The sequence below is a fragment of the Paenibacillus thailandensis genome (assembly GCF_042685365.1).
Taxonomy (GTDB): Bacteria; Bacillota; Bacilli; order Paenibacillales; family Paenibacillaceae; genus Paenibacillus_AP; species Paenibacillus_AP thailandensis.
On sequence record NZ_JBHUMY010000043.1, the window covers coordinates 313,308 to 330,196 of the forward strand.

General features: G+C 50.6%; 16 protein-coding genes. 4 read left to right on the top strand and 12 right to left on the bottom strand.

Features of this window, described 5'->3' with window-relative positions:
• Positions 1-228: 228 nt before the first annotated feature.
• Positions 229-891: a helix-turn-helix transcriptional regulator gene (locus ACFSW5_RS25660; protein ID WP_379280043.1), complete on the bottom strand. Its 663-nt coding sequence runs from the start codon at positions 889-891 to the stop codon at positions 229-231.
• A 166-nt stretch (positions 892-1,057) separates the two neighbouring features.
• Between ACFSW5_RS25660 and ACFSW5_RS25665 the strand changes: the two genes are divergently transcribed.
• The 3 genes from ACFSW5_RS25665 (at position 1,058) to ACFSW5_RS25675 (ending at position 4,429) form a co-directional block, all read left to right on the top strand.
• Complete coding sequence (locus tag ACFSW5_RS25665) at positions 1,058-1,672, top strand: FMN-dependent NADH-azoreductase (protein ID WP_379280046.1); 615 nt, start codon at positions 1,058-1,060, stop codon at positions 1,670-1,672.
• A 69-nt stretch (positions 1,673-1,741) separates the two neighbouring features.
• Positions 1,742-3,250 (top strand): DHA2 family efflux MFS transporter permease subunit, encoded by a 1,509-nt coding sequence (locus ACFSW5_RS25670; protein ID WP_379280050.1) that lies wholly within the window; start codon positions 1,742-1,744, stop codon positions 3,248-3,250.
• A 39-nt stretch (positions 3,251-3,289) separates the two neighbouring features.
• Positions 3,290-4,429: an NADH:flavin oxidoreductase gene (locus ACFSW5_RS25675; protein ID WP_379280052.1), complete on the top strand. Its 1,140-nt coding sequence runs from the start codon at positions 3,290-3,292 to the stop codon at positions 4,427-4,429.
• A 329-nt stretch (positions 4,430-4,758) separates the two neighbouring features.
• Here the strand turns inward: ACFSW5_RS25675 and ACFSW5_RS25680 are convergent, their stop codons facing one another.
• A complete protein-coding gene (locus tag ACFSW5_RS25680; protein WP_379280054.1) occupies positions 4,759-4,932 on the bottom strand; it encodes a hypothetical protein in 174 nt (57 codons plus the stop codon).
• 180 nt (positions 4,933-5,112) lie between these two features.
• Positions 5,113-5,475, bottom strand: coding sequence for a winged helix-turn-helix transcriptional regulator (locus tag ACFSW5_RS25685; protein WP_379280057.1), 363 nt, complete (start codon positions 5,473-5,475; stop codon positions 5,113-5,115).
• Between the two features lie 110 nt (positions 5,476-5,585).
• Between ACFSW5_RS25685 and ACFSW5_RS25690 the strand changes: the two genes are divergently transcribed.
• Positions 5,586-6,095 carry a dihydrofolate reductase family protein gene (locus ACFSW5_RS25690; RefSeq protein ID WP_379280060.1) on the top strand — a complete coding sequence of 170 codons (510 nt, stop codon included), beginning with the start codon at positions 5,586-5,588 and terminating at the stop codon, positions 6,093-6,095.
• A gap of 110 nt (positions 6,096-6,205) precedes the next feature.
• Here ACFSW5_RS25690 and ACFSW5_RS25695 read toward each other — a convergent pair whose 3' ends face one another.
• From ACFSW5_RS25695 to araA, 9 genes are all read right to left on the bottom strand, one after another.
• On the bottom strand, positions 6,206-7,711 hold the full coding sequence (locus tag ACFSW5_RS25695) for a malate:quinone oxidoreductase (protein WP_379280062.1): 1,506 nt from the start codon (positions 7,709-7,711) through the stop codon (positions 6,206-6,208).
• A gap of 349 nt (positions 7,712-8,060) precedes the next feature.
• Positions 8,061-8,894, bottom strand: a complete 834-nt coding sequence (locus tag ACFSW5_RS25700) for an NAD-dependent epimerase/dehydratase family protein (protein ID WP_379280065.1) — start codon at positions 8,892-8,894, stop codon at positions 8,061-8,063.
• Between the two features lie 31 nt (positions 8,895-8,925).
• Positions 8,926-10,407, bottom strand: coding sequence for a multicopper oxidase family protein (locus ACFSW5_RS25705; RefSeq protein ID WP_379280067.1), 1,482 nt, complete (start codon positions 10,405-10,407; stop codon positions 8,926-8,928).
• A 663-nt stretch (positions 10,408-11,070) separates the two neighbouring features.
• On the bottom strand, positions 11,071-11,646 hold the full coding sequence (locus tag ACFSW5_RS25710; protein WP_379280069.1) for an NAD(P)H-dependent oxidoreductase: 576 nt from the start codon (positions 11,644-11,646) through the stop codon (positions 11,071-11,073).
• Between the two features lie 153 nt (positions 11,647-11,799).
• Positions 11,800-12,111: an ArsR/SmtB family transcription factor gene (locus ACFSW5_RS25715; protein WP_379280072.1), complete on the bottom strand. Its 312-nt coding sequence runs from the start codon at positions 12,109-12,111 to the stop codon at positions 11,800-11,802.
• Positions 12,112-12,185: 74 nt separating this feature from the next.
• Positions 12,186-12,584, bottom strand: a complete 399-nt coding sequence (locus ACFSW5_RS25720) for a VOC family protein (protein ID WP_379280089.1) — start codon at positions 12,582-12,584, stop codon at positions 12,186-12,188.
• 70 nt (positions 12,585-12,654) lie between these two features.
• Positions 12,655-13,368: a sigma-70 family RNA polymerase sigma factor gene (locus tag ACFSW5_RS25725; RefSeq protein WP_379280092.1), complete on the bottom strand. Its 714-nt coding sequence runs from the start codon at positions 13,366-13,368 to the stop codon at positions 12,655-12,657.
• 119 nt (positions 13,369-13,487) lie between these two features.
• On the bottom strand, positions 13,488-15,047 hold the full coding sequence (locus ACFSW5_RS25730) for an ATP-binding protein (protein WP_379280096.1): 1,560 nt from the start codon (positions 15,045-15,047) through the stop codon (positions 13,488-13,490).
• A 388-nt stretch (positions 15,048-15,435) separates the two neighbouring features.
• Positions 15,436-16,860 (bottom strand): L-arabinose isomerase, encoded by a 1,425-nt coding sequence (gene araA / locus ACFSW5_RS25735; protein ID WP_379280098.1) that lies wholly within the window; start codon positions 16,858-16,860, stop codon positions 15,436-15,438.
• Positions 16,861-16,889: the final 29 nt, after the last annotated feature.

Consider the following 16,889-nt stretch of genomic DNA (forward strand, 5'->3'; position numbering starts at 1 on the left):
GTACCCGTTTAGTTCAACGAATAATATACTGTAGTCGTTGGCATGTAGTCCATCTTCTCCAAATCATATGGTCGGTCCCACCTGACCACCTCGGCTTCCTGCTCTAAGAACGAATTCTAGGCTCCGCCCCCAAATATTGAACCGAGGGGGCGACCCCTGACTTCAACGCTGCCAGCGATGCGCTCTCCCACGTTGGTTAGTTTAACTGCCCCAAATCGATCCTTGTAATTAACTTGACAGACCCTGGTCTTCCATAATCCGATAGGCACAGCGGCGTCCGCCTGACAAAAGATATTCAACACGTTCGATGGTCACATGATCGCCAAGTACCGATTGAAAGAGTTCAAGCTCGTTGTGGCAAAAACCGGAGCAAACAGTCGCAGCCTCCATGATCGGACAATGCTTCTGGACGAATAAGTAGCTTCCGTCCTCTTCCTCCTGTACTTCTGCGAAATACCCCTCGTTCATGCGAATCACGGACAAACTTTGAAGCCTGTCCTTCAGTTTTTTCGTATCCGATATTTGCTCTCGGTAGGTTTTCTTCTGAGTAAGTTTATAGTCCTCTAGTATTCTCTCCAATCCTTCTTCACCGAATGAAGCTCGGATCGAATGGAGCAAATCAACCGACAGCTTCAAATAGCCATTCGGAAACCAACGGTTCGCCATCGCCGTCAGCATCCATATTTTTGCGGGCCTGCCCATTGGGCGGGCTTCTTCTTCATATTCAACAACCTGTTGTTTCTGCAATTCATACAAATGTTGCCTCACAGCCATCCCCGTCAAAGAGAGCTTGGAAGCTAACGTAATGGCATCCATGGGACCATACTGCTTCAACAGCGTAACAATTGCTTTTCTGGTGGATGTTGCAGACGTTTCGTTCTTCTTGGTCACCGTTTCACCAACTCCCATGTGGTGTATTTCGAGCGAATGGCGCTTTTTCCACATTGTAAAGATAAATCTTGACAAAGTCAAAAAAAGAGGATAAATTTGGTTTATAAATTTAAAACTTTATAAAGTGTTTTACATCAAAAGTAAGTCGTGAGCGGAGGAATAGAAAATGACTACAACATTATTTATTAAAGCTAACAATCGTTCGGCGGAGCACTCCGTCAGTGTAAAAATGTACGATGCTTTCTTATCGAGCTACAAGGAATCGCATCCACAGGATTCGATTGTGGAAGTGAATTTATTACATGAACAGCTGCCCTATCTGGGGGCCACGATGATCGCGGGAAATTACAAATTCGCTCAAGGCATGACTCTTACCCCGGAAGAAGAAGCCGAGCAACGGATTGTCCGTAAACACTTGGAACAGTTTCTTGCAGCCGATAAAGTCGTCATAGCTTTCCCGCTCTGGAATTTGACGGTTCCCGCTGTCCTGCATACGTACCTGGACTATCTGCATCAGCCTCGTAAAACCTTTAAATATACAGCTGAAGGAATGGTCGGTCTTTTGCCGGACAAGAAGGTCGCACTATTAAATGCCAGAGGCGGCGTGTACGCGGATCATGAGGAATTCGCGGTCAATTTTGTTAAAAAGCACTTGCAGGTATTTGGTATTCGGGATATCACAACTATTGTGATCGAAGGTCATAACCAATTCCCCGATCGCAGTCACTCAATCATTATGGAAGGTCTCCGGAATACGGCGCTTGCGGCAAAATTATTTTGATGACCTGCAGAATTTTGAAGAACAAGGGGGGAGAATGGCTTGACGCGACAAAAAAGGGGTATCATTCTGATGTCCATCGCTTTGGGCTTGGTGCTGACTGCTCTGGATAATACGATCGTATCGGCAAGCGTCAACAAAATCATAGACGACATCGGCGGGCTGGATAAAGTCAGCTGGATCTATACAACCTACGCACTGGCCGGAACCAGCACGATGTTGATTTTCGGCAAGCTCTCCGATCTATTCGGGCGAAAAACCTTATATTTGATCGCAATCGGCCTCTTCCTGCTCGGCTCAGCGCTCTGCGGAACGGCCAACACGATTGAGCAACTTAGCACCTATCGGGTCATCCAAGGAATCGGGGCCGGCGGCATTTTCCCGATATCGTTCTCCTTGATCTATACCTTGTATACCGATCCGAAAGACTCTGCGAAACTATCCGGGATCTTCGGCGCGGTCTTCGGTCTGTCTTCCATCGCGGGACCGCAAATCGGCACATGGATATCGGAAACACTGTCGTGGCGTTGGTGCTTCTACATCAATCTGCCGATCGGGATCATCTCGTTCGCGGCCCTGCTCTTGACGTTACAGGAGTCCCGGTCCGTTAGGAAACCGAAAGTCGATGTGCTTGGCGCGTTATTGATTGTCGTTGCTACAGTTTGCTCTATGCTTGCACTTGAAATTGGCGGTAAAGACGATGCGTGGAACTCCTGGAGGATCGTTGCCCTATTCGGGGTCACGGGTTTGGCAGTTATCTGTTTCTTCTTTGTGGAATGGCGGGCCAAGGAACCGATATTGCCGCTCAAGCTTTTCAAGAACCGTATGGTGACAGGAACAAGCGTCGTCGTATTCTGCCAAGGCGCCATTATGTTCGCCGCGATGACATACCTGCCGCTTTATACCAACTACGTACTCGGCGAAAGTAGATTAAATTTGCTGTTGACCCCGTTAATGCTTTCCACGATCATCGGCTCGGTTCTGATGGGTTTTATTCTAACTCGCTACAAAATTCGGACCTTCATGTCGATCAACATGGCGATCGGAATCGTTGTTTCTTGCTTGCTTATGACACTTTCACCGGACGTCCCTTTTTGGCAATTCATTGGAATGGTAGTCTTGCTCGGACTAGGTGTGCTCGGCCCTTTGAACAGCATCAGCCAAAATGCAGTCGCATACAGCGTCGAAGAGAGCTTTATCGGTGTCTCTTCATCGCTCGTCGGTTTCTTCCGCAGTATGGGCGGCGTGATGGGCGCTTCGATCATGGCCGTTATCGTCAATACACAAATGGCAATGTCAGTCAAAACGGCAGTTATCCAGTTGAACCTGAACCCGGATTCGGACTCGGCCTATCATCCGCCGGATACCGAAACCGTGTTACGGTACAAGGATCAATTTGATCCGGAGCTGGTTTCCTACTATAAGCACGCGATGGATCATGCCATCACACAAGGGTTTGTTCTATTTCTTTGCTTATCCGTCATCGGCACCATCGCGGCTCTGATGGTCGGATCGATGAAAATAAAAAAACGGTCTGACGAAACATCCCAGGCCGCCACAAGTTCACAGATTGAAATTTGAAAAAATAAGAGGAGATCGAACAAGGAGGCTTTGATCATCATGTCCAATGAACCGAAAGGGAACGCATCCGCCGTCCATCCTTCCGTACAACCTTTATTTACGCCATTATCGATCGGCAAGTTGACACTTCCAAATCGAATCGTTATGGCGCCTATGACCAGATCGTTTTCGCCGAACGGCATGCCCGGTCCTGATGTAGCCCAATATTACCGACGCCGAGCCGAGAACGGGGTGGGTCTGATCATAACGGAAGGAACCGTCATTGACCATCCCTCATCTGCTGACGATCCGAACGTCCCCCAATTCTACGGTCCTGCTCTGGAAGGCTGGTCCTCCGTCGTCGAGCAAGTACATGCGGCTGGCGGTCTCATCTTCCCTCAATTATGGCATGTCGGCATGGTTCGGAAAGTCGGGAATCCTCCGAATCCGGAATCCCTCCCTATAGGACCGTCCGGTATCGATCTGTCCGGCAATCAGGTAACCGCCCCCATGAGCGAAGCGGATATTCTTTCCGTAATTGAGGCATTCTCCCAAGCGGCTGCCGACGCTAAGTTACTCGGATTCGACGGTGTTGAAATCCACGGAGCGCACGGCTATTTGGTCGATCAATTTTTCTGGAAACGAACGAATCGCCGAACAGATCGATACGGCGGTAACAGCATGGAGGGACGCACGCGCCTCGCTGTGGAAATCATTCGCGCCGTCAGAGGAGCCGTCGGTCCGAACTTTCCGATCTCACTGCGCATTTCCCAATGGAAAACCTCGAACTATACGGCCAAACTGGTAGAGACGCCGGAGGAATTGGCATCCTTTTTAGAGCCGATTACCGTAGCAGGCGTCGACATCTATCACTGCTCGACTCGGCGATTTTGGGAACCGGAATTTGAAGGTTCGGACTTGAATTTGGCAGGATGGGTCAAATCATTGACCGGTCGACCGACCATAACCGTCGGATCCGTAGGTTTGAACGAAGAATTCATGCGTTCTTTCGCTCCAGGCCAAGTGACGGAAGTTACCCGCATTGATGGATTGATCGAAAGACTCGAGCGCAATGAATTCGATCTGGTAGCCGTCGGACGCTCATTGTTGGCAGACCCGGAGTGGGCCATGAAAATTCGGAAGGGACGTTTCGACGACCTGAAACCATTCACCGTAGAAGCATTGAGAACGTTAGTCTGAGTTGTTGCTGTCCAGAGAAAAAACTTTATCTTCACCGGACAGTTGCAAGTTGTCGGCTCCCCGCGCCGGATAACCGTATCTCGTTTTTTTCTCCCCCCTTGGCAGTCCGCCAAACGCGTACGTTTGGTGGAGCCAGGGGGGATGTTGATTTCCTGATTAACTTTCCGAAGATGCCCACTCCCCGATGACAATCTTATCGGTTGAAATCAACGCCTTGCTCGTTCGCTCCCCCGAGGATAAGACCAAAGCATTGTATGTAACGAGTTAGTTGAAATGACGTTATAGAACTTTATTTTCCCTCATGACTAACACAATAGAACTGTAGAATGTTAAACATTGTATAATTGAACATTATCATTTCCATCCAGAAGCTTCTTATCCATAACCGCTTTCGCCTCTTCTATTGTAGCCCCGGTAGCCTTGGTTTTAAGATATTCTACAATAGCGAGTACATCTTCTTCCGAGGTCAATATTGGGAGAGTCACTTCAAATCCTCCATTCATTCTTTTACATTCATCAGAGTTATAGACGAATAACTACCGAATTACAATTTGCAGGAAGAACGTAATCCAATTATTCATTCTCATTATATTGTCCATCTCCGAATTTATTCACAGCATATAGGGCTCTACACTGTTTATTATGGAAAGTTTTAGGGCCATCCTTGTCGGATGGCCCTTATCTCACTTCGTATTTTCCGCTGCTTGCCCCATCCCGTTCGTTTCTTCCCGCAGATAGGCGCCATACTGCTGAGTCCACTCCCACATGGCGGCAAAAATCGGCTGCAGCCCCCGACCGGACTCCGTAAGTTCATATTCGACATGCAGCGGTACGCCGGGGTAAATCGTGCGTGTGACGAGCCCCTTCTCCTCTAACAGGCGCAACCGGTCCGTCAACGTTTTCGGGCTAATGGGCTGCAGCTTACGGCGCAATTCTCCGAAACGCCGGGTCCCGTTAAAAAGCTCGAACAAAAGAAGAAGCATCCATTTGCCATCCAGAAGCTCCAGAATCGGTTCAACAGTGCCAGGACAGGATCGGTCCATCATCGTTTTTTTCCTCCGTGGTTCATTTTTTGAAACTATTGCACTTAAATGTAACTACTTTTCAAATGTATCACAGACCCATTATGATGTAAATCGAGAGGAGGAATAGGACTATGAAAACTATTCTATGGGCCACATTAACCGCTAACGGCAATTATGCGCAATCCAGTCCCGATAACCCGCCGAAAAAAGAAGCGTTGGACGACTTCGCGACCCATGCCAAAGCTGCAGGAAATTTCATTGTTGGACGCCGTACTTTCGAAGGGATGCGCGGGAATGGCGGAGGAGGGCCGTTCGGAGAGATCGACATCGTCGTCGTTTCGAAGAACGCCGCGGAAATTCCGGGCGTAACCGTTGTAAAATCGCCGCAGGAGGCTTTGAACTACTTGCAGCAAAAGGGCTATCGAACCGCTCTCATTAGCGGGGGCGCGGATATTCACAATTCGTTTCTAGGCCAGGGACTTGTAGACGAAGCGATTTTCAATGTGGCCCCCGTATTGGAAGGTAAGGGGCTAAATCTATTGATCGACAAAGACAACTACCGGTATAAGCATGTTCAATTGCTGGATTGCAAGCCCCTCGGCAATGGAGTCGTTCAACTTCGCTATGCGATTGAGCGATAAATAAGTTCACCGCGTCCGTCCCGCTCCTGCTTCGCCCGAAAGCAAAACGGCCTTTCGTCCCATCGAATGGAGGACGAAGGCCGTATGCTTCTTTGTGATCTCGGATCGTATTACATCGCGGGATGCAGCTGATGTTCGTTGTTCAGACCAAGCGTCTTCGCCGCCGAAGTGTGAATCTCCTGGATCAATTCCGGATTTTTCAACAACGACGCGCCGTAAGAAGGAATCATTTCTTTAATCTTCGGCTCCCACGCTTTCACATGCTGCGGGAAACATTTTTGAATGACTTCCAGCATGACGGATACGGCGGTGGAAGCGCCCGGAGAAGCGCCCAGCAATGCCGCTATGGAGCCGTCGGCGGCGCTAATGACCTCCGTGCCGAACTGAAGCGTCCCTTTGCCGGCTGCCGTATCTTTAATAATTTGCACCCGCTGGCCCGCAACGAGCAGATCCCAATCCTCGCTCTTGGCGTTCGGGACGAACTCCCGCAGAGCTTCCATGCGCTGCTCTTTCGACAACATCACTTGCTTGATCAAGTAGGTTGTGAGCGAAGCGTTCTTTACGCCGGCCGCCAGCATCGTCGTCAAGTTATGCGGCTTGACGGAAGTCACCAAGTCCAGCATCGAACCGAATTTCAAAAACTTCGGCGAGAAGCCGGCGAACGGTCCGAACAGCAGCGATTCTTTGTTATCGATAAATCTGGTGTCCAAATGCGGCACGGACATCGGCGGAGCGCCGACCGGAGCTTGACCGTACACCTTGGCATGGTGCTGCGCGACGACGTCCGGATTTTTGCACACCATAAAGAGCCCGCTAACCGGAAAGCCTCCGATCCCTTTGCCTTCCGGTATGCCGGATTTTTGCAGCAAGTGGAGGCTGCCGCCGCCGCCTCCGATAAAGACGAATTTGGCCGCGTGGCGTTCGACGGCGCCGCTTTGGACATTCTTGACCTTCAGTTCCCACAAGCCGTCGCTCGTCCGTTTAACATCGTCAACCTGATGGTTGAACTTGATATCGACTTTTTTATTTTTTAAATGATCGAACAGGATGCGCGTTAAAGCGCCAAAGTTAACGTCCGTGCCCGACTCGATGCGGGTCGCCGCGATAGGCCCGTTCACTTTCCGGTCCTTCATCATGAGCGGAATCCACTCCGCCAGTTTATCCGGATCGTCGGAAAATTCCATGCCTTCGAACAATGGATTTTTAGAAAGCGCTTCAAAACGTTTTCTCAAAAACGTAACGTCCTTTTCCCCTTGGACAAAGCTCATATGGGGCACCGGCACGATAAAGTCCCGCGGATTGCGGATCAGTTTGCTTTTGACCAGATACGACCAGAACTGCTTGGAAAGCTGATATTCTTCATTGACCTTGATCGCTTTGCTAATATCGATCGATCCGTCCGGTTTCTCGACGGTGTAGTTCAGCTCGCACAACGAAGAATGACCCGTTCCCGCGTTATTCCATTCGTTGGAGCTTTCCTCTCCGGCTTTAGCCCGCCGCTCAAACACTTTAATTTCCCAGTCTGGCACTAATTCCTTCAGCAGTGACCCCAAGGTCGCACTCATGATACCGGCACCAATCAAGATAACGTCTGTTTTGGTTTGTCTGTTGCTCATTTTTTACCGTCCTTACACGCTAATATTTGAACAAAAGATGCAGTCGCCCCTGGCATGGGCTGCGCCAGTCAGGATGCGACCTCGTCACACAACTTTTCCGATTTTAACCTGACTCTAGTATATCACTATTTTAATAGATTAGGGTATTCACGATACCTACAAAAAACGGTAAATTTCAGTGATGACCCATTGAAACGGCTGAAAAGGGGGAAATCTTCCGTCAAAACTCGGGAAAATGCGCTCTGCTATGTATATAATACGGCCCGCCGAGCCGGTCTGTTTCGACAAATTCCAAATGCAGCCAAAAAAAGAACGCCCAATATTTGAGCGCCCCTCATGCGGTAATGATTTAATCCGCCGCTGCCGGTTTCGATTTCGCCGGAATCATACTTTTAACGGTTTCTACGACCCCCGCCTCATAAGGCGTCGCTGGCGCCGCCCCGGTAAAGACCAAGCGATCTTCTTCAGACCTAGGCTGCGTCGCGACGTCGTAACGGTTCAGCAGGCCTTCTATTCGCGAATCGTATCCTTGAAGCAAACGCAGCTTCCATCCGCCGACCGGCTCCAAGCGGGGCTTTATCCCGACCGCCGCCCCCGCAATGGAGATCAATTCCGCTAGGGAGACGGTATCCGCGCTTCGGATATTCCAGAACCGGCCGTAGGCGGACTCCTCGGTAGCAAGTTCAACGATACGGCTTGCGGCATCGGGAAGATATACATACTCGCGCAGGACGTCAGGGTCGCCCCATGTCGTTATTTTCTTTCCTTGCGCCAGTTTCTTCAACGAATAGTGAAGAATCGTGTTTTTAACGGAGGCGCCATACAGCTCCGGACAGTGAATCCGCAGAACGGATACGGACGGATGTCGATTGGTATCCTCTAGCGATTCATGCTCTCCAGCCGGGCTGTAAACCCCTTCGATCCGGACGACCTTGGCCCCCGTTCGGCTTGCCGCTTCCATTACGGCTTCGGTCATTCGCCGTATCTTCTTCGGTTCGTCATCGTATCTTAAATAGGCGCTATAGAAAATCACATCTACGCCTTCCGCCGCAACCGTTAACTCGTGCGGAGACTTGCGGCCGGGCTTGGAGACGGCTATCGTCTCCATTCCTCGCGCCTTTAACCTCTCAACTAACGCGCGGCCTAACGCGCTTCCCGCTCTGAGGACCATCGCCTTATTCATTTTTATCCTCTCCTCTTTCATCCCATTTCGATTACAAGTCAGGCAAATTGCCGGATTTCGTTCCGACCCGGTAGGTCGTTGTGACTCCTTCGTAATTCAACATCATGCTCATCCCCATGGAGGCGTGCTGCAGATTATGGCAGTGCACCATCCATAAGCCGGGATTATCCGCGACCAGGTACAATTCATAGGTCTCGTCTTTTTGGGTCAGAATCGTATCGAGATAGATCGGACTGCCTTTTAACGGCTCTCCGTTTTTACTCAGTACCCGAAACGTATGACCGTGAAGATGGAAGGGATGATCTCCTCCTCCCTCGTTTTTGACCGTAATTTTGACATGATCGCCCTTTTTGACGTTCATGGGCGGAATTTCGTGAAACGACTTACCGTTGATGGTACTTACAAAAATATTTTGTCCGAGCTTGAGCTCAAACGACTGGTCGAAGGAAAGCGGCTCTGTCCGGCCGTCAGGCATAGGCGTCCCGTAATCAACAAAGGAGAACAGCTTCCTGCTAGCTGCCCGGCTGGGCTCGGGTCCGTCGCCGAACGTTATTTTCAGGCTCTCCTCTTGAACGCTTCCGACAACAACCTTCCCCTGTTCGGGGATCTCGATCAGCAGGTCGTACCTCTGCCCGGCTCCTATATTGAAGCTCGTAGACTCAAGCAAACCGGGGTCATGAATGGCGTTGCCGTCCAATGCGATAATGCGATACGGCGCTCCGTCGACCAGCATCTCCATCGTATCGTTGGTTGCATTCGTCAGCCTCAGTCTTACGTTGTCGCCCGGTTTACCCGGTACGATGGCTTCGCCCGTCTTGCCGTTCATAAGGAACGACGAGTCCAACCGCTGCAAGAGGATTGCAGCATCGTGATCCGTCGGGTACTCGGCTTCCTTAGGCTCAACGATGAACTGTCCGAGAAGACCTTTCTCCGCCTGAACCGAGCTCATCTGATGGGAGTGATACCAATACGTCCCGGGCGACGTCGCGACAAAAGTATACGTAAATTGCTCGCCCGGCTTAACGGCGTCCTGCGTCACTCCCGCTACCCCGTCCTGAGAACAAGGAACGACAATGCCATGCCAGTGAATCGTTACCCCTTCCTCAATATCCTTATTGAACAGTGTGACGACGACCCGATCGCCCTCCGTGACGCGAATCTCGGGACCCGGCGACAGCCCGTTGAACGTCCAAGCTTCAACCGTCTCCCCGTTATCCAAGTCGATTGAGGTGCGAGCGGCCGTCAGCTCGAACTTGCGAATGGGACTTTCATGATCCGAAGCCGTCAGACTCTCGCAGGACACCGGTTCCACCGATTCCGAAGCTCGCGAATGTCCGGCATGGACGGCGGATTCCAAGTGGTGCAATTGGTCCGCCATATTGATTTCTTCAGGCCTCTGCAGCCGGATTTGCCAGAAATACAACGCGACCGTGGCTCCAATCAAGATCGCTGCAGCGAGAAGGCTGGCCGTAACGTATTTTATCGTTCGATTCTTATTCTTGGCGGTTGTCATCGATATTCACCTCTTTTAACTATTGATTGATCAATTACTTCGCTTGAAGCAGAAGGACGGACAACTGCGAGAACAATCACGGCTCCGATAACCGCGAACAATGCAGCTCCCAAAAACACCCAACTGAATCCTTCCGTCAAAGCTTGCAAGTTGTCGCTGCCTGCGGCCTTCACACATTTATAATCTCTCCTTTAAATTTTGTTAGTGATTAATCAATTACTAAGGGTTAAAAAAAATTCCGGCCTGTATGCTGTTACATCCTGACTTGATCGCCATTGCTGCGTTGCCGCACCACATTCCTTATTCCAGCTTCTCTCCGAATCGCATGCCCAACTTGTTCGCAATCACGCTCGACCCGCCGAGTAACTCCGCTCATCCCCGGCTGCATTACGTTTTTGACTACAGCCGTAAATGAACATGTTTCTCTTCTAACCAGGCTTGGTTGATCCGCTCCTTCCTCCATTGTTTGGTTAGTGATTAATCAATCACTTATTGACTTCACTATAAAGGATTCCTTTCGCATTGGCAATACCTAACCTTCTAAAAATTGCAAAAAAATACGAAGCGTCTTCCGGAAGCGGGAGAGCGCACGCCGTTGAGTCCATATGAAAAGGGGCATCCCCCGGTCATCTATGACGACTTGTGCGGGATGCCCCTTGCTTATTATGACCCTGTCTTCGAGAGATCGAGCTTGCCCTCCACATAGTCGGCGTAGTTCCGGGCATAAGCTTCAAGCTCTTCGTCGCTTACCTCGCGAACTCCGCTCACGACGAAAGGCTGACGATAGATCATTCCGGCGTAGTTGGCCGTCTGCTGGAACGGCCGCAGCAGCTCGCTATAGGAATAGTTATGCCGGCCTCCCGCTTGAAACATGCTTTGGGCCCCTCCCGAAGAAATAGCGACGATCAGCTCCTTGCCGTGCAGCTTGTCGCCGTTTTTCCCATGAGCAAAGCCGAGCTCGAACACTTCGTCCAGCCACTTCTTCAGCAAAGAGGGCGCGCTGTACCAGAAAAGAGGAAATTGAAACACGATACGATCGTGCGCCAGCAGCAGCGCCTGCTCGCGCGCAACATCGATCTTCTCGTCCGGATAAACGTCGTATAGCCGGTGAACGGTCACATTGCCGCGTTGTTCAAGCTCGGCTGTCAATCGTTTGTTAATGCGCGATGCCTTCAAATCGGGATGAACGACGACTACAAGCGTTTTGGCGCCGGCGGAAAGGTTGGAACGGTTGGACATAAGTAACAACTCCTCATCATTAGTTATATAATTCGAGAAATGTCGAATTGTATGGCCAAAAAAAATAATGACTCATTAACACAAATCTCGAATTATCGAAATGTTATTGTATATAAAAACTGAATCCAAAATTTGAATTCAGTCCTTATCTCCTTAAAGACCTTGCTGAATGTAAAGACCAATTTGCCGGATGGCTTCTTCGTCTCTTTTGTAATAGGTCCATTTCCCCAACCGAGTCGCGTGTACGAGTCCGACCCGCTGTAAGACAGACAAATATTGAGAAGTTGTCGATTGAGTCATATTCAGTTTCGCCGATATCTGGCTAACGCAAACTCCAACCTCAATAAGGTCAACCCCGCCTTGCGGTCCGAAATGGTCATGGGGGTTCTTTAACCACTCTAAGATTTGAAGTCGCGCTTCATTGGACAATGCCTTAAATATTTCAAGCGAATCTATTGGCTTCATATCGCCATTATATCGATATTTCCCGAAATGTCAACCTGTGCGATTGGCCTGACTTGTCATAAGGCGCGCGCACCTTAATCTTCTTCCTTTGGCCAACCGCCCCACAAGTTGCCTATATGGCCGTCCGGGTCGCGGAAAGTAAAACTGTACCCGCCTTGCGGCTTGTACACCATCTCGCCTACATTTGCCCCCTTCTTCTTTAACTCCTCGTATGCTTCGTGAATGTTATCCACCTGCAGCGAGATAATCGGCTGAAGCTGACCCCGGCTGTTCGTGAAATCCAGCTTCGGCACCTCCGGGCAAAGAATAAGTCCGAGACCGACACCGCCGACGTTGAGCCATGCCTCTTCATCGCCCGGCGTATATTCAAACGTAAACGGAATGCCTAGAACGTCCTGATACCACCTTATCGATGCTCCCAAATCTCGAACAGGCAATTGGACGACCGCGTAATTTTTCACCTTAACCGCCATACTTTATTCCTCCCTCAAATCGTTCTCGCCACTAATAACGTAAGCAAAGGCAAAATAGAAACGGGTAACGTCAAATTTTTTGAAATAATTCGAGCAAATGCCCGTCCGGGTCCCGCAAGGTGAAAGAATAGCGGCCTGGCTCCCGGGATACTTTCTCAATCGTGACGCCTTGGGCGGCCAGACTTAAGTATGCGCGGCATATCATCGCTGCATCGCCACTCCGGAAGCCGGCCACGAATGTCTCGAACAAGTCAGCGGTCAGATCGGCGCCGGAGTGCCCCTTGGACCTGCGTTCCCGTGCGTTATCCCTCCCGCTCCCGGACACAAGCGAGTGCAACCGCCGGCGCGCCCGCTTCAACCCTTCCTTCACCGCTCCTTCCGTCATGCCTAGCAGCTCCGCCGCCTCCGCCGCGCTGAACGCGAACGCATCGATCAGAATGACGAGCACCATCTGCCTCGGATTCAGCGATTCGGCCAGCTGCTCCAGCAGCTCCCGGGCCAGCCATTCGTTCACGGTGAACCGGGCAGACGGATGGTAGTCCTCGTCGAATGCCGTATCGCCGCACCGCTTCCGCTCCGCCCGGCAGCGGTCGATCCACGCGTTCTTCGCTATCCGATACAGGAACGATCGGCTGACCGGCCGCTCGGGAAAACGCCGAATCGCATGCAGCGCTTTAATTAACACATCCTGCATCAAGTCCTCCGCATCCCAATCGTTACCGGCGAGCGAATGGCAATAAAGCTTCAATCCCGGTAAATAGCTCTCCAACTTCTCCAAACCCATATAAATTGTCAACTCCTCGCCGGGCAGCTGTCTCAAGTCTCCGCACGCCGGCCGTGGCAAATTTCCCCAAAAACAAGAAAAGGACTATCTATCTGTAGTCCTTGTTTCATACCAGACGGTCATCCTTGCTTGATCGCATCGGTCAAGTGATCCACGAGCGCTTGCTGCAGCGTTCCTTTCGTGACGGCTTTATGTTCGAAGGACAAGCCCGACCGAATCATCATCTTCACGATCTCCGGCCTGAGCCCGGTAACAATCGGCTGGCCGCCCATCATATTGATCCCGTCAAAAATGTTAATAAGCTGTTTAACGACATCGGCATCCATCTCCATTACGCCTGACAGATCGATAATTAACGTTTCAATCCGTTCGTTGCCGATTTGCGAAATGACTTTATCCTCGATCGTGTTGGCCCGAGACTCGTCAATCTTCCCGATCAGAGGCAGAATGGAAGTTGTCCGCGTCAACGGAATGATCGGAACGGAAAGATCCTCAACGATTTCCCGTTGTGTGCGAATCAGGTCGTCCTTAAACAACGAGTAGCTGATAAAGAATTGATTCAGAAACTGGTCCATTAACTGGTTGATGTTTTTCTCCAGGCTGTAGTAATGTTCCTTGCTATCGTTGTGGTTGTTCAGCCGATCGTAATTGTACAGAAAGTCCCACATCACGCGCCGGACCGCCTGAATCCATTCCAGCTTGAAGGCGAGGGTCAGCGAATGCTTCGCCCAAGTGACCCCTTCTTGCTTGGCAAAGGCGGTCACTTCATACTCTTTCTTGTCGATGATGAACAGCACCAGCTTGTGGGCGTTATCCAACAAGTTAATATTGCCGATGGTCAGAATTTCGTCGATTTTATCCCGAACGTTGACCGCTTCCAACAGCAAGCGTTGTTCGAAGCTTTGCCGATTGACGATGAAAAAGTCCTTTAAGTCCGTCGTGGCTTCCAATTCCAAATAAACCACCTCTTTCAATTTGATAGACTTGGTTTCCTTGGGAAAAGTAATAGTAAATTTGGTCCCGGCGTTCTCCGCGCTCTGCACTTCGATTGTGCCGTTGTGCTGATAAATGACAGAAAAAACGAAGGTCAACCCCATCCCGGTGCCGTTAGCTTTCGTCGTAAAAAAGGGCGTACCCAGCATACCGAGCTTCTCTTGCGGAATGCCTACGCCGTTGTCTTGGATACTTACGATGACTTCGTCTTCCGTCGACATGTGCTCGATATGAATTGCGCCCTCTCCCGGAATGGCCTCGAAGGCGTTTTTCAGCAAATTGAAGAACACCTTCTTCAATTGATTCTTTCTGCCCAAGATGTAAGAGCCCGGATGCTGCAAGTTTTTATGAATGGATACCCGATACATTTGATCCTGGAACAGCTGCGTGAGCGACTCCAGCTCTACGGTCAAGTCGATTGAAACATATGGCTCGTCCTCCAAATCGGGCTTGGACACATGAAGTAAGCTTTGCAAAATGTCAATCGCGTTTTCCAGCTCCGATTCGGCGATTTCTATGTATTTGCTGTCATTTCGTTCTTTCAACAACTGCAAAAATCCTTTGACGGCAGTAAGCGGATTTTTGACCTCGTGGGCGATGCCTGCGGCAATTTGCCCGACGGAAGCCAAATGGCTCAAATGAGTGTCGTTTCTTTTTTTATCTAGAGATCCTTGTTTTTCCTGCATCCCGAACCGCCTCCGATCCACAATTGCTCTAATGCTGGCATAAGAAATGATTGGTGTATTCATTTATCACTAGCTATAGTATACATACCATTTAAGAAAATTTTCCATACATATCAGACAGAATAGTCCGAAAGTTCCGATGTTAGATCTCCTCATACGTGTTCCGGTGTCCACATCCACATGATGCCCCCGTTTGAAGGTCCCCTTAGCCGGGATCTTGGCTTGCTTAACCCGCGCGATAAATATAGTGCCGCTCGAGCAGCCTCATGGCTTGCTCCGCCATACTTACCATGGTTTCATAACCATATCGCTTCCAAGTGCTATATAAAATAAAAGGCTATAAACCCCTTGAACGGGATTTATAGCCTTCATCACGATTGCTGGGACATTACTTAATGACGACGTATTCCAGGTTAACCAGCTTGGCGTAGGTCACGATCTGGTCTGTCGTCAGGTTCAAAGATACGACGGTATGGTGGCCGCCGCCGTTCTCGATCCAAGCCTTCACTCCATCCTGGAAGTTCGGCTTCACCGTCCACAGGACGCGGGCGACAGGAAGCTTAGGCGCCGGAACCGTCGGCTCGAACGCGGAAACCTCGTTGATCAGCAGCTTATAATGCGTGCCGAAGTCCGCCATGGATACGACGACGCCTTCGCCGGCTTTGCCGTCGAACACGAGACGCGCCGGGTCCTCGCGATCGCCGATGCCGAGCGGGGAAACGACGATTTTCGGCTTGCCCGCTGCCAGGGACGGATCAACCTCAAGCATATGGGATTGCAGAATGGCTTCCTGGCCGGCTGCCATCTCGTAGGTGTAATCCTCCATAAAGCCCGTGTTCTGATTGCGGCTCATCACTTTCAGCAAGCGGTCGAGCGCGGCCGTCTTCCAGTCGCCCTCGCCGGCAAAGCCGTAGCCTTGCGCCATCAGACGTTGAACGGCAAGACCCGGAAGCTGCTTCATGCCATGCAGATCTTCGAAGTTCGTCGTGAACGCGTTATAGCCTCTCTCGTCCAAGAAACGTTTGAGGGCGATCTCATAGCTCGCTTGGATTCTGACGCTGGCTTCCCAAGCTTCTTTGCTGTACGTGCCGTAATCGAATTCGTAGAGCTCCGCATACTCGGCCATCAGATCGTCGATTTCCTGCTCCGTAACGGCATTCACATATTGCACGAGGTCGCCGATGCCGTAGTAATCCACAGTCCATCCGAATTGAATCTGAGCCTCGACCTTGTCGCCTTCCGTAACGCCGACGTTGCGCATGTTGTCGCCGAAACGGGCGACCTTAATATTGAAGCTTTCGTTATAAGCAACCGCTACGTCCATCCAATCGGCAATTTGCTGCCGCACTTCCGGACGCTCCCAGTAGCCTACGACGATTTTATTGTTTTTCTTCAGACGGGCATTGATGAAGCCGTATTCGCGGTCGCCGTGAGCGGCCTGGTTCAGGTTCATGAAGTCCATGTCGATCGTTGCCCAAGGAATGCTTTCATTGAACTGGGTTGCCAAGTGAAGCAGCGGCTTCTGCAGCAGCTTCGTGCCGCGAATCCACATTTTCGCAGGGGAGAACGTATGCATCCACGTGATGACGCCCGCCACTTCGTCGCGATAGTTGACCTCTTTCATAATGCTCGTGATTTTATCCGCGCTTACGGCCAGATCCTGCAGCACAAGCGGATAAGGCAGCACACCGCTGTTATTCAAGGCTTCCGTCATCGTCTGCGCATGAGCTTTCACTTCCGCCAGCGCTTCTTCCCCATACAGATGCTGCGAACCTACGACGAACCAAAACTGTTTAGCTGCTGTTGCCGACATCCTGATCATCCTCTTTTCTTATAATGAAT

Excerpts from the sequence above, each read along its gene's own strand:
- ACFSW5_RS25690 (WP_379280060.1), top strand. The coding sequence starts at position 5,586 with ATGAAAACTATTCTATGGGCCACATTAACCGCTAACGGCAATTATGCG.
- ACFSW5_RS25670 (WP_379280050.1), top strand. The coding sequence starts at position 1,742 with ATGTCCATCGCTTTGGGCTTGGTGCTGACTGCTCTGGATAATACGATC.
- ACFSW5_RS25725 (WP_379280092.1), bottom strand. The coding sequence starts at position 13,368 with ATGGGTTTGGAGAAGTTGGAGAGCTATTTACCGGGATTGAAGCTTTAT.
- ACFSW5_RS25730 (WP_379280096.1), bottom strand. The coding sequence starts at position 15,047 with ATGCAGGAAAAACAAGGATCTCTAGATAAAAAAAGAAACGACACTCAT.
- ACFSW5_RS25675 (WP_379280052.1), top strand. The coding sequence starts at position 3,290 with ATGTCCAATGAACCGAAAGGGAACGCATCCGCCGTCCATCCTTCCGTA.
- ACFSW5_RS25720 (WP_379280089.1), bottom strand. The coding sequence starts at position 12,584 with ATGGCGGTTAAGGTGAAAAATTACGCGGTCGTCCAATTGCCTGTTCGA.
- ACFSW5_RS25680 (WP_379280054.1), bottom strand. The coding sequence starts at position 4,932 with ATGAATGGAGGATTTGAAGTGACTCTCCCAATATTGACCTCGGAAGAA.
- ACFSW5_RS25695 (WP_379280062.1), bottom strand. The coding sequence starts at position 7,711 with ATGAGCAACAGACAAACCAAAACAGACGTTATCTTGATTGGTGCCGGT.
- ACFSW5_RS25665 (WP_379280046.1), top strand. The coding sequence starts at position 1,058 with ATGACTACAACATTATTTATTAAAGCTAACAATCGTTCGGCGGAGCAC.
- ACFSW5_RS25685 (WP_379280057.1), bottom strand. The coding sequence starts at position 5,475 with ATGATGGACCGATCCTGTCCTGGCACTGTTGAACCGATTCTGGAGCTT.
- ACFSW5_RS25715 (WP_379280072.1), bottom strand. The coding sequence starts at position 12,111 with ATGAAGCCAATAGATTCGCTTGAAATATTTAAGGCATTGTCCAATGAA.
- ACFSW5_RS25700 (WP_379280065.1), bottom strand. The coding sequence starts at position 8,894 with ATGAATAAGGCGATGGTCCTCAGAGCGGGAAGCGCGTTAGGCCGCGCG.
- ACFSW5_RS25710 (WP_379280069.1), bottom strand. The coding sequence starts at position 11,646 with ATGTCCAACCGTTCCAACCTTTCCGCCGGCGCCAAAACGCTTGTAGTC.
- ACFSW5_RS25705 (WP_379280067.1), bottom strand. The coding sequence starts at position 10,407 with ATGACAACCGCCAAGAATAAGAATCGAACGATAAAATACGTTACGGCC.
- araA (WP_379280098.1), bottom strand. The coding sequence starts at position 16,860 with ATGTCGGCAACAGCAGCTAAACAGTTTTGGTTCGTCGTAGGTTCGCAG.